Below are 13,471 nucleotides of genomic sequence, written 5' to 3'. Positions count from 1 at the left end.
TTTTTAATAGCCTCATCTGTAGGTGCAGTCCATATTCCATCCGGATAAAATCCCTGATCTAAAACAAAACGCAGGAATACAGGTTTATTATTTAAATAAAGTCTGTTTCCTTCAATATATATTTTCCGCATACCTGCATACCCTTCAACCCGGTCCACCACCTTACTGTCAGCATCCAGTACTTCATAAGTCAAAGTATAGAGAAATGGTTTTTCAGGAGACCACAGCTTGGGATTTCTCACATTGAGGATAACCGAAGAGCTGTTGGCTGCTGCCAATGTTTTTACGACAACCGTTTTTTTACCGTCTTTTAAGAATACTCTGAATTTGTTTCCCCTCTTCTCTGAAAAGAAAACAGGATTAATAATGAATCTGCTATTGTCAAGATCAGGAATAACCTGGATGTATTTCAAGCCAGAGGGAGAAACAGCTTCCATCCAAACTGTTTGCCAGATACCAGTGGTTCTGGTATAAAGACATTCCCATGAATTATAATGGATACTCTGTTTTCCGACTGGTTGCAGGCCAGAACGGGTATCATCCCGCACTTCTACAACCAAGTGGTGTTTTTTACCAAACCGTACAAAACGGGTAATATTCAGAACATAACCGCCCATTCCACCCCAATGCCTGCCTACCAGCTCACCATCAATATACACCGCACTTTGATAATCAATCCCTCCGAAGTGGAGTAAAATATTTTTATCCTTCCAAGTTCCGGGAATTGAAATCAGACGGTGATACCACATTCCCTGAATAAAATCCTTGAATTCAACACCTGACAGCTTACTTTCAGGACAGAACGGAACTGTAATCTCATCATTAAATCCTTGACTATTATACAGCTTTCTGTCTCTTCCTGACAGGCTGAAATCAAATGTATAAGTCCATTTACCGTTAAGGTTAATCCAGGCAGTTCGCTTGAATTGCGGCCTTGGATATTCTGGTCTCGGAACTACTTTCTGTCCAAACCCATTAATATAAGATATTAACAATAAAAAGGGCAAAATTCTATGTGTGATTTTACTTTTCATGAATGCCTCTAAATTCATTTAATTAAAATTTGTGTCGAAAGAACTTACTTTCTAAAGTTTCTTAACTAAGTTACAAATATAAATCTCTTAATGCAATTCTAATTTTCATACATCCATAAATAAATTATATTTTTAGGTAAATAACAATTAAAATGGCATTATCATTTTTATTCAAAGAATTCACATTTACATAGAAATTGTAGAAATACAAGTTACTTTCAGTATTCTATCCCAAAGTGTAATAGATCCCCCCCAGTGATTCAAATCTCAAACTTACCGTCCAGGAACCACTGGGGAATCTTATGTTTTTAAAATTTAACCCTGCTCAACTAATTTTTATCTAAACTCTCTGTTTACTCTGCAGAAGCTATTTTAAATTGTGCTGCTTTTATTGATTCAAATTTAATCCAGATAATTAGATCTGTTCTGTCCAATTTTTCTATATAACCAAAACGGCAAGACTTACCCTGCATCATTTTTTCTCCGTTTAACTCTAATTCAGGTTTTTGATGGCCCCAGCCACTTACTATGAAAGCGGGGTTAACAAGCGGTGAAACATCCGAAGCATCAATTTTAAATTCAATTTCTTTAACCTTGTTCTCCAAAGAAATCACATAGGCTCTTTGTGCTTGATCATACGTTGCTTTTAAATTTTCCTTTACACTTATTTCAGGAGCATGGTACCAGCTCCTTGCCAGAGGTAAAAGTTCATCTGCTTTTTTATCAGTCATTCCAGTGAGCATCAGTTTGACCATGGACCGATCAGACTCGGAATAGGCATTCCAGAACCAATGAGAAAGAGATGAATGAGAGGGACGGTCAGCAAACATTGCATATCTTCCATCTGTAGGTTTCTGTGCAACCGGCCAGTGATTCCACCACGGAAAAACACATACATTTCTTCTGATCTCACCAGAATAGATATCAATGGATGGATTGTCCTGAGGCCGTAAAATTGAGAAAGGCTTGTATTTTGACTTCATATTCACAAGCTGCATATTAGGATTTTTTGGTAAGGTTGGCAAGTTAGGCGGAGTTGTCTTTTCCCAGGAATAGGTATGAAATTCTCCTTTGTCATTACCCAGGGTCAATGCAGCGTATTCCAACAAATCTGTCGGCTTTTGTCCTGGACCGGGAACTACCATGCTTTCCTGCCATTCATGAGCAGCACGGGGAGCATTACTCAGCAATGCATCTTCTCTTACAGCAACCATATCAGGATAGATATAGAATGTTTCTTCTGTCCAGTCTCCCCAGCCTGTTGCAGGATCATAAAATGCAAATTTATCCCAGTTGTCAACTAAAGCATATCTCCACTGAACAACAACGCGGGCATCATTATTTTCCAGAATTTTTACTCTTGAATATTTTATTTGTTTATCAGACATGGGCTCTGCACTGCCGTGTTCACTCCAGCCTTCATTAAAACCATTATTAAACCAGAATCCTTTTTCTGTTACAAGATGAGCTGTGTAATTTGCACCCCTCCAGAAATTTAACTCACAGGGATATTGGTCAAATCTTACTATTACATCAGAACCTTTACGCGTGTGATAAAGGGCATCGTAAGCTTCGTAATATTTTAATGTAGTATTGATTGCACCAAAATAACCTTTGCTTAATGGTCCGGTCGGCATTATACGTTTAGGCAATTCCGGAGTTAATTCTGAATTTAATGCAGTAAAATGTTTTTTTATTTGTGATTTGGATAATTCTATATCATAAATTTTTATTTCATCAAGCAGCCCATCATAAAACATATTTACAGGTTGAGTTCCATACGGCCTAATCGTACCATATGGACGCTGCTTTTGCCTGCTCATGCCTATTAAAATATTAACTGATCTCTGGGAAGGTGTAAATTGGTAATCAGGATGTATTTTACCTGCCAGGTTCCCGTTTACATATATTTTCAGTCCGTTTTTAGTAGAGTAGGTTCCTGCAACATGAGTCCAGGTGTTTAAGGGGATTGTTTCTTTTCCGAAAACACTTTCCTCCCTGCCATTAGTTGCAATTTTAAGAATCAGCCTGCCCATTCCATCAAGACCGAAGAAATATCCGTTAAAATAGCCTTCTGCCGGATCCCGCTGATTATCAATTATCGGACAAACATTATTTGGATATGCTCCTAACGCAATCCAGGCCTCCACACTGAAATCCCCGGAAACCCGCGGTACATCTTTTCGTTGCACCTCGATAAAAGAAGTATTCCCATCCAGTAATGCTGCTCCACCGCTAATGCCAGCGACTTGTTTGAAAAATTTACCGTTCAGATCACTTTCTTTTCCGTTAATACTATTTTTAACATATCCGAAAACTTCTTTAGGGATGAACGTTTCTCCCCTCACCATTTTTACTGTTTTCCTCTCAATGCGGATGTTATCAAACTTCCACCAGCCGATTAATCCTTTTTCAACTGCCATTAGTGGTAATGTGATCGACATTAACAATGTGACTAAAACTAATCGACTAACTAACTTTTTCATGATTTTTCTCCTTCATTTTTATTAAAATAATTTTGTTCTTCATAGATTGTTATTTGCGTGGCTTATCCCCTTTTATTTTCATAAAACCAAAATTATTTGGTTTCAGTTTTTCTTTACCTGCCGAGTCGGTGTCTGTTCCGATAATAAAACCGCCATCGCGGGTCAGTCCCAAATATTCACCTGCATCATTTTCTGTAGAACTGCCGTAAACTCCCTGCCAGAGCAATTGGCCTTTGCCGTTTACTTTTACTAGGTAAACCTGCCAAATATCTGAATCGCCCAATGGGCTGCCTGAAGCAGAATATTTATATTCATCACCTGTGCCGCCGACAATAACATATCCTCCGTCCTTTGTCTGCCGCACTCCGTAGGCTTCGTCGTGAATGTATTTGGGGTCATATCCCCTCGGCTGCCCGAATGTTCTATGCCATTCTTCTTTTCCTGTGCTGTCAATTTTCATAATAAAAAAATCCCAGTTAACTACTCCATACGATGGTGACCTCGTATGTCCTCCGAGGATATATCCTCCGTCCGTTGTCAAATCAAAATCGTAACAATGCTCATCACTATTGCCGCCGTAATTTTTACTCCAGTACTCTTTACCCTCCTTATCTGTTTTAATCAGGTAAAAATCCTGTGGATGCTTTGGATCATTCATCCAGATTGTCGTACAGATCGCAAAACCATCACCACGCAATTCTTTTCTGACTTTCGCACCCTGAGGGGCGGATATGGGTTTTTCCCAAATAAAATTTCCGTCCCTATCTGTTTTCATGATAAATCCTTCAGAGTTATCAGCGATAAAAACAAATCCCGGCTGGATACAATTTTTATAACCTGTTGTCACAATATCACCATCGCTCAGAATATCTATTCCCCTGATCATTCCGTTACGTTTATTGGGATATGTGTGCTGCCAGATAAATTTTCCATCATAATCCAATTTAGCAAGATACCTCTGCTGATTGCCTTTAAATAACCCTCCGCCAATAACATAGCCGTCATCTGCTTCATTAACGCAAATACCGATATCATTTTTCTTTGAACTGCCAATAATCCTCTGCCACACATATTCACCGGACGAATCAATCTTAACAACCAGAATATCAGAACCGTTTCTTCTGTTCTCCGAAGTCTGCCCAATTCCGATGTACCCGCCGTCTGCAGTCTGCATTATTTCGTGGATATGTTCACCGTTATTTGTTCCGTATCCTTTGTGCCACTCCATCTTTGGTGTCTGGGCATTAAGAACTGCTGCAAAAAAAATTATCAGCAAAAAATCATATACAAACAAACGCTTACTGTTATGTACTTCTTTCTTAATCTTCATTGTCACTCCCTCCCATTGCAGTTGTAATATTTTTAACTTTACATTTAATTACTTTATGCATATCACCAACTAATAACAACGTTTTGCCACATGCTTCAGGATGCTACTTTGAACGGGTTCCCGTGTTTTTTACAAATATTTTTAATAACAAAATATAACAATAAGAAAAACTCTTTTATCCAATGTTTATTTCCATTACATTAATGTCCTCATATAAAAAACATCTACTCCAACAATAGCATTTTATTTGTCTTTTCAAATTGGTTCGTCTTCAATCTATAAAAATAGACACCAGAAGGTACATCCTGCGCATTCCAAATGACATTATAAGTTCCTGCAGCTTGTGATTTATTCACCAATGCAGCCACTTTTTGCCCTTTTATATTATAAACAGTTACAACCACATGGCTTGCCTTTTCTATGGAATAGTGAATTACTGTGCAGGAATTGAATGGATTCGGGTAGTTCTGAAACAACTGATAATCATGGATGACCGCAGCTCCTTTATAAATCAAAGTATTTACCGAATCAGATGCAAGTTTCATAAAACCAAAATTATTTGGAGCGGGCGGTGTTTGTGAATCTGTATCTACAAAAACAATATAGCCGCCATCATTTGTAAGTCCGATATATTCTCCTCCATTATTGCCTACACTAACCGGGGGATAAATACCTTCCCACAAGATTTCACCTCTTTTGTCTGTTTTTACCAGGTATACTTTCCATTCGTCGGAAGGCCCTGCAGGATGGCCGGAAGCTGAATATGAATATTCATCACCCGAACCGCCGCAAATGATAAATCCCCCGTCCGGGGTCTGCCGCACTCCATAGGCCTCATCATGGATATACCGGGCATCATACCCTCTGGGCTGACCAAATATTTTATGCCATACTTCCTCTCCGGCACTGTCAATCTTCATCAACAGGTAATCCCAGTTACTTACTCCGTATGACAGTGTATGCCCGGCCAGGATGTATCCGCCTTCATCAGTCAGATCAAAATCATAGAGATGATCGCTCTTATCACCCCCGTAAGTTTTCCTCCAGACTGTATTACCCTTATTGTCGGTCTTAATCAGACAGAAATCCTGCTGATCTCCCGCACTTTGTGTCCAGTTCCATACACATGAACACACAGCGAATCCATCACTGATTTCTCTGACTTTTGTACCCTGGGGAGCATCAATAATTTGTTCCCAATCAACATTTCCGTCAGCATCAAGCTTCATTATAAACCCATCACCTTCATCCACGATAAAAACAAAGCCTTGAAATTCTGAAATATCTGGTGTATTAATATATCCTGTAGCGACAATGCTCCCATCACTTGTGATATCTATCCCGCGGATTCCACCCACACCACTGGAACCATAGAATTTTTTCCATACAACATCTCCTGTAAAATCCAATTTAGTAAGAAATCTTTGCGTCCTTTGAGAATCAGGATCAAATATTGCACCCCCGGCAATATAGCCATCAGCAACCTCTGAAATACAGTATCCGGCACCATATTTATTGGCTGTTCCGAAATCCCATTTCCACTCATAAATCCCGTTCTCATTGACCTTAATAATGAGCATATCGTCTGCACGGTACTGTTCAATCCCATCGCCGATAGCGATATAGCCACCGTCGCTGGTCTGCATACCCTCGTGTACATGTTCCTCTGTAGAAGTACCCTGCCCCTTAAACCATTCCATCACAGGAGTCTGTGCCTCTGCGAACGAGAAGAAAGATAACATAGCCAATATACAGCATATCAATCGTTTAATCTGCATCATTCATGCTCCTCCATTTAAATCTAAATTTTGATCGCTCATCATTATCTGGTTTTTTCATGAACCCGGACACTTTCTTTGGAGAATCATTGACAATTGATGCCCAAGAATGAGATCAATAAACTAATTGCTAATAATTTCCAGTATATTAATTTCACTCTTGGTTATTCCCTTTTTTTGAAGACATAAAACACTACTTAAAAAGATCAATTAATTAAAACAATTTTATCACTTAATCGAATATCAGCCGAGGATGCTCCTATCATAATTTCAAATTCACCAGATTCAGTAACATATTCCATCTTGTTATTGTAAAATTTTAAATCTTCTGCGGATAAGCGGAAAGTTACCATTTTGGTTTCACCAACTTCCAAATGAATTTTTTTAAACCGCTTCAATTCCTTGACCGGCCTGGTAACTGAACTGACTAAATCATGAATGTAGAGTTGCGCGACCTCATTCCCTGTGTATTCGCCAATATTCTTTATAGTAAAACTTATTTTGATCTCATTATGGGCATCAAATTTCTTTTTACTTATTGTAAGGTTAGAATACTCAAATTTTGTGTAACTCAGGCCGTACCCGAAAGGATAAAGTGGTTCATTTCTAAAGACAAGATAATCGTGTATTCCGCTCGGCTTTTTACCATAATAAAGGGGTATTTGGCCAACAGACCGGGGAAAAGTCAGAGTAAGCTTTCCACTGGGATTTACTTCTCCAAATAGAACTTTTGCAATGGCCAGGCCAGCCTGTTCGCCGGAATACCAGGTTTCCAAAATTGCATCCGCGCGCTGATCAATTTCATTAATCGTTAATGGCCGACCATTAACCAAACATACAACCGTCGGGATGTTCAATTTCAGGAGGGCTTCTGCCAATTCGTTCTGTTGACCGAACAAATCCAGATTGTGCCGGTAACCAATAAATTCACCACAGGTCACCGGAGTGCTCCCAACTGCAAGAATAATCAAATCACTTTTTCTGGCTAATTTAACGGCTTGTTCAATTTTTTGCCTGTTTTTTGCAGTATCACTCAATACAAAATCATCCACTCCATCCAGCCAGTGTCCACTTCCTTCGTGAATACGGCATCCCTCTGCATAACTAACTTTCGCTTCAGTTCCAAGGTAGCTCTTAATCCCTTCAAATATAGAAACACCATGTTCAGTATGTCGAGTAGAATAGCCCCCGTAATGCACAGAGTTAGCATGAGGGCCAATGACAGCTATTTGTTTGTATTTAGACTTTTCTAAGGGTAATATCTGATTTTTATTTTGTAATAATACGATTGATGATTCGGCAACCTTCAGAGTAAGCTTTACGTTTTCTTCCGAATGATTAATTTTTTCTGCTCGGATAGGATCAACAAAATGATTCTCAAATAAGCCCAATTTAAATTTTACAGTCAATATTTTTTTAACAGCCCGATCAAGCGCTTTTTGAAGCGTTGAATCATTTTTTACGGATCCCAATAACGAACTAAAACAATATGGATTATCTAATTCCATATCCACACCGGACAGCAGGGCAATCTTTCCGGCATCTGTATTATTTGCAGCAAGATGATGAAAATTGTTTAATTGAATTACGCCTCCATAATCTGATACCACATATCCCTTAAAATGCCATTCATTCCTTAAAATATCGGTAAGCAACCAATGATTAGCATGCGAAGGAATCCCATCAATCTCATTATAAGATGGCATTACACTTAATGCACCGGCTTCTGTTATAGCTGCTTTAAAAGAAGGGAGAACAACTTCTCTTAAAAAACGCTCACCCAAAAATGCCGGAGTCTTATTAAGGCCCCCCTCGGTCAATCCATAGGCGGCAAAATGTTTTACTGTAGCGATGACATGATCTTTATCAATAAATTCACTGCTAGCTTGCAGACCCCTGACAATGGCAACTGCAAAACGTGAAATCAAATAAGGATCTTCACCATACGACTCTTCAATTCTACCCCAACGAGGATCACGACAAATATCAAGCATTGGTGTATTAACCTGATGACTTCCACGAGAGCGAACCTCCTCTGCAATCTGTTTAAATACCTGATTAATTAAGAAGGGATCCCAGGTACAGGACATGGCAATAGCTTGTGGAAACACAGTGGCTCCTTTAGCCCAGAGTCCATGTAAGGCTTCTTCATGAAAAATAACTGGAATACCGAAACGATTACTTTTTATGACAATTTGTTGAAATTTATTCGTTAGTTCCGCACTTTCTTTAGGCCCTTTATCAAATACCCAATTGGGTTTTCCTAATTGACCAATACCATAGGGCAAAACAGCCTTAATTTCATCGCTAAAACTGATGTTCCCATCTTCGTCCAACATTTCCTCAGATAAATGAAAGCTGAAAGTCTGGCATAATTTCTCTTGCCAGGTCATTTGCTTAAACAAAATTTCTACTCTTTCTTCAATTGAAAGATTTGAATTTCTAAATTCTAAATTTTGTGATTGAACATTAATACTCAACAATGAAAAGAGAGCGATAAAAAATTTAATCCAGCTTTTTCTACATAGAACCATTTTAAACATTAGCTTGTGCAGATACATTTTAACTCCCTTTAGCATCCAACCATGCGAAGATTCAAAACCGTTACAAGGTTTCTAGTTTTTCGATTTGATAGTAATCGCATCTTCTCTCAAACCCTGGGATGTTGCCGTAAGATGTATTTCTCCGGAATATTTTGTTGCTCTTACCACTACCAGACAAAGCCCATGAAAGGCTTTCCGCTGCGAATCCTGATAACTCTCCAGACTAGCAGGATTTCCATTCCCCACAGCAGCAATAGTCCCTTCACCTTCGATCAGGAAATTAATCGGATTATCAGCCAACGGACAGAGGTTTCCATCTTTATCTTTAATACGGACGGTGACAAACGCAAGGTCTTCACCATCAGAACGTATGTTTTTGCGATCGGGAACAAGCTCAATTTGAAAGGGTGCACTGGCAGTTTTGATTTGTGTTTCACGTAGTGCCTTGCCCTGATTATCATATCCTATTGCCTTTATAGAACCAGGCTGATATCTAACATTCTCCCATTTAAGCCGATACTCGCCAGATTTCTTTTCTTTTTTACCCAGAGACTTGCCATTAACAAACAGTTCAGCTGAGGCACAATTGGTATAACAATAAACCGGGGTGATCTCCCCTTCTCTTCCTGGCCAATTCCAGTGTGGAAGCAGGTGGATCATCGGTTTGTCTGTCCAGACGCTCTGGTACAAATAATAGCGATCTTTGGGAAAGCCGCACATGTCCACAATGCCGAAATAGCTGCTGTGAGCCGGCCACATATTTTCATAAGGATCTGGTTCACCATGGTAATCAAAACCGGACCAGACAAATTGGCCTGCTAACCAGGAATTATCATCCTGCAATTTGAATTCAACATCAGGCAGAGTACCAAAACCCGTATTTACCAAATCATATGAGGATATTTGAAAAGATTTATCCCGGTAACCTGAATAAATTCTTTTAACAGGGAAATGATATTCTCCCCTACTGCTCAATACAGCTGAAGCTTCAGTAACAAGCAGCGGTTTATCAGGATAGGTTAGATGAATCTGCTCAAGCCGATCATGCCAGTAATTAAAACCCGCCACATCTAAAATATCCATCAGTTCCTGATCCAGCTTAATGCTGAGATGAATCCCTGAAGTTACAGGCCGGGTAGGGTCCATTTCATGACAAATATCAGTGAGCATTCTCGCACTTCTTTTTCCATCTTCTGTTCCTAATTCGGGGATCTCATTTCCTATACTCCAAAGAATAATTGAAGCGTGGTTTCGATCCCTCTTAATCATGGCGCGCATATCTTTCTCAGCCCATTCATCAAAGAAAATATGATAAATTTTTAATTTATCCCATTTAGGTCGACGCCATTCATCAAAAGCCTCATCCATGACCAGGATTCCCATTTGGTCACACAGTTCAAGCATCTCGGGAGAAGGAGGATTATGGGCAGTCCGGACAGCATTTACTCCCATTGATTTCAGAATTTCCAACTGTCGCTGAATAGCCCGAAATGATACGGCAGCACCTAACGGTCCCAAACCATGATGCATATTCACACCTTTTATTTTCAAATGACGACCATTAAGGAAGAAACCATTATTTGCATCAAAACGGAAAGTGCGGACACCAATGGGAGTCTCATAATCATCAATCAGCATTCCATCTTTTTTTACCCTGCTTACAACTTTGTATAAATATGGATCATTCACATCCCATCTGTGCGGATTCTTAATCGCCAGTTCCTGGATAATTTTTTTTACTCCTTTATCTTTTATCTTTCCGGATTGAGTATTAATTGCTATAACATGCCCTCTGTGGTCAATAATCGAAGTCTCCAACAAAATCTCTTCCATTCTCTTATTATTGTTTTCAACCTCAGTTTCAACTCTTACAGTTGCCATTTCATCAGTTACTTTAGGGCAAGTTACGTAAGTTCCCCAATGTCCAATATGAACCGGGTTGGTAACTGTAAGCCATACATTCCGATAGATACCCGACCCCGGATACCATCGGGATGAATAGTCTGTATTTTTTACCCGGACAGCTACGATATTTTCTTTATCCTGCTTCAGATACCTGGTAATATCAAAAGCAAAAGAAGAATAACCGTAAGCCCATGTACCAACATATTCACCATTAACCCAGACTTTGGCATTTCTCATTACACCATCGAACTGTAATTGAACTCTTTTATCTTTACAGTTTATTCTAAAAGTTTTTCTGTACCAGCCGGTACCCGGATATGGCAGATATCCACCACCAAAAAAAACTTTTTTCGTAAACGGCCCTTCAATTGCCCAGTCATGAGGTAAATCAAGTTGCCTCCAATTTGAATCATCATAATCAGATTTTTGAGCATCTTTGAAATCACCTTTGGCAAATTTCCATTCTGAATCAAATTTTTTATGAGTACGAACATTCTTATTCGCTGGGACGCTGCAATTATTGAAAATAGATAGAGATAATAACATAAAAATTAATACTTTTTCTACTTCTATTCTTTTATTCATCTTCTCAACTCCCTATTCATTAAAAAATATTTAAAATTTAAACTCTCCACAAAGCCAGGATTGTGTTCCGTTATTTTCACCGGAGCTCATCAATCCCGGCATTAAAAATCATAAGGCGGATGTCACAATCCTTCCTGTCAAAATAACCATTTGGACCGTAATAAGCATAAATTAAACTATCATTGACCTGAATTATTTCTGCATCATGTCCATTAAATAAGTTTTTATTATAACTTTTCCAATGAATACCGTCAGTAGAAAGCGCCAGGCGCGTTTTGCTGTGCAGACAGTGGGGCCGTTCAAAATCTGCATAAAACATATACCAGAGATATTTTCTCTTAATGATATGCGTAAATTTGTACATTGCTTCTTCATAATCATTTTCAATGTTGATGTTTATGGCGTTTTCAAAATTAAAATTTGTTTCATTATGAGACATCGCACAAAACAATCCTAATGGCTCATAATGCCGATCCCAATAATAGAGATAATACTTGCCATTTTCTTCATTATGTACAACATGAATATCTTCAACTTCTCCTAATTTACTTATCTTCCCTTTCTTCTCAAAATGCTGACCGTCTTTTGATACTGCATAACCCCAATCACAAGCATCCCCCTTATTCCCTCCATACCACATTTTAAACAGCCCTTCTTCATAGATCACAAACGGATCCCATGTACCATTACAGTCCCATTCGCCAACTCTTCCTTTTGGGAGAACCGGATTATTCACTTCATCTTTAATCCAGTGCTTGCCGTCTTTGGAATATGCATGACCTATTTGCAAAGTATTGTATTCCTCACGAGACCATTCTGCATCACTTCTTGTACCCCAGGCTTCGTAGTACATGTGAAAAATACTGTCTACTTTTACAACTGTCATAGAGCCCAGAGCACCTGCATCCCATGATCCCGGTTCGCCCGCAGACAGGACAGGATTTTCTTCATATGCTTTCCATGAAGAATTTTCATTTCCGGAATAATGATTTTTCCGAATACACTTGGTACCACTAAGAAATATAAAAAGAACGATTAGCCAGTAAATTTTCTTCATAATATTTTACTTCCATTCTCATGCAGAACATGCTCGTATTCCTTATAAAATTAAATCTTACATAAGGAAACATCCGAGATTACCACTATAAATCTACGTTTGACATGCTCACCTATTTACTGTTTTCCTGCCTTTATATCAGCTGATAAATGCCCTGGCATTATCACTTAGTATCCAATCAGGCATTCCTATGCTGACATAATCATCTTCCCCGGATGCCAGGGGAGTATTATATTGGTGACCAATGTTATGATTTTAAATATTTGACCTAATTCCGAATTTCATCCTTTATGTTTATTGCTGTTTTAGCCCGGCCAACGGAGCAACCACAACAGTCTGATACATTCTTTCAGCAAGTTCTGCACTAGCAGTTGCAGGAAAAATAACATCACCTAAACTGGTATTAGCAGTCACATACCATTCAAAATCATCATATTGTCCCGGGATGACAGCACGGTAAACACCACGGGCATCGTGTTTCATAGCCTCCGAGGTAAATGAATTACTTCCCAGTATTCGGTAATGCAAAACAGGATGACTTACATTTCCCATTATGAGTGCTTTTATTTTGACCGCTTCACCCGGTTCAGCCATGGTTAAGAGCGGTATACACGTTATAAATTTACCGCCTTTATACTGCTTCGCAGGATCTTTATCGGACGGCAGAATGCCTCCTGCTTTCAAGAAATTAACATCATAAAGCCCCTCAACCCAGTTCTTCCAGGTTCTCCATTGAAGATTCAGAATGACCCC

At 39.0% G+C, this 13,471-nt stretch carries 8 protein-coding genes; all 8 read right to left on the bottom strand.

Features of this window, described 5'->3' with window-relative positions:
• On the bottom strand, positions 1 to 1,034 hold a 1,034-nt coding region (locus J7K93_01585), incomplete at its 3' end, for a beta-glucuronidase (protein MCD6115681.1).
• A gap of 353 nt (positions 1,035 to 1,387) precedes the next feature.
• Positions 1,388 to 3,520, bottom strand: coding sequence for a LamG domain-containing protein (locus tag J7K93_01580; GenBank protein MCD6115680.1), 2,133 nt, complete (start codon positions 3,518 to 3,520; stop codon positions 1,388 to 1,390).
• A 49-nt stretch (positions 3,521 to 3,569) separates the two neighbouring features.
• Positions 3,570 to 4,850 carry a hypothetical protein gene (locus J7K93_01575; protein MCD6115679.1) on the bottom strand — a complete coding sequence of 427 codons (1,281 nt, stop codon included), beginning with the start codon at positions 4,848 to 4,850 and terminating at the stop codon, positions 3,570 to 3,572.
• A 224-nt stretch (positions 4,851 to 5,074) separates the two neighbouring features.
• A complete protein-coding gene (locus J7K93_01570) occupies positions 5,075 to 6,631 on the bottom strand; it encodes a T9SS type A sorting domain-containing protein (protein MCD6115678.1) in 1,557 nt (518 codons plus the stop codon).
• A 203-nt stretch (positions 6,632 to 6,834) separates the two neighbouring features.
• Positions 6,835 to 9,189, bottom strand: a complete 2,355-nt coding sequence (locus tag J7K93_01565) for a glycoside hydrolase family 3 C-terminal domain-containing protein (protein ID MCD6115677.1) — start codon at positions 9,187 to 9,189, stop codon at positions 6,835 to 6,837.
• A 54-nt stretch (positions 9,190 to 9,243) separates the two neighbouring features.
• On the bottom strand, positions 9,244 to 11,661 hold the full coding sequence (locus J7K93_01560; GenBank protein ID MCD6115676.1) for a DUF4982 domain-containing protein: 2,418 nt from the start codon (positions 11,659 to 11,661) through the stop codon (positions 9,244 to 9,246).
• Positions 11,662 to 11,737: 76 nt separating this feature from the next.
• Positions 11,738 to 12,718, bottom strand: coding sequence for a hypothetical protein (locus J7K93_01555; GenBank protein ID MCD6115675.1), 981 nt, complete (start codon positions 12,716 to 12,718; stop codon positions 11,738 to 11,740).
• A gap of 294 nt (positions 12,719 to 13,012) precedes the next feature.
• Positions 13,013 to 13,471: hypothetical protein (locus tag J7K93_01550; protein ID MCD6115674.1), on the bottom strand; the 459-nt coding region annotated here is incomplete at its 5' end.

The organism is bacterium (assembly GCA_021158245.1).
In the GTDB taxonomy this organism is placed as follows: domain Bacteria; phylum Zhuqueibacterota; class QNDG01; order QNDG01; family QNDG01; genus QNDG01.
The sequence above is the reverse complement of the archived record's forward strand: the minus strand, read 5'-3'. Positions and strand labels throughout refer to the sequence as shown.

Excerpts from the sequence above, each read along its gene's own strand:
- J7K93_01565 (MCD6115677.1), bottom strand. The coding sequence starts at position 9,189 with ATGTATCTGCACAAGCTAATGTTTAAAATGGTTCTATGTAGAAAAAGC.
- J7K93_01575 (MCD6115679.1), bottom strand. The coding sequence starts at position 4,850 with ATGAAGATTAAGAAAGAAGTACATAACAGTAAGCGTTTGTTTGTATAT.
- J7K93_01555 (MCD6115675.1), bottom strand. The coding sequence starts at position 12,718 with ATGAAGAAAATTTACTGGCTAATCGTTCTTTTTATATTTCTTAGTGGT.
- J7K93_01580 (MCD6115680.1), bottom strand. The coding sequence starts at position 3,520 with ATGAAAAAGTTAGTTAGTCGATTAGTTTTAGTCACATTGTTAATGTCG.
- J7K93_01560 (MCD6115676.1), bottom strand. The coding sequence starts at position 11,661 with ATGAATAAAAGAATAGAAGTAGAAAAAGTATTAATTTTTATGTTATTA.
- J7K93_01570 (MCD6115678.1), bottom strand. The coding sequence starts at position 6,631 with ATGATGCAGATTAAACGATTGATATGCTGTATATTGGCTATGTTATCT.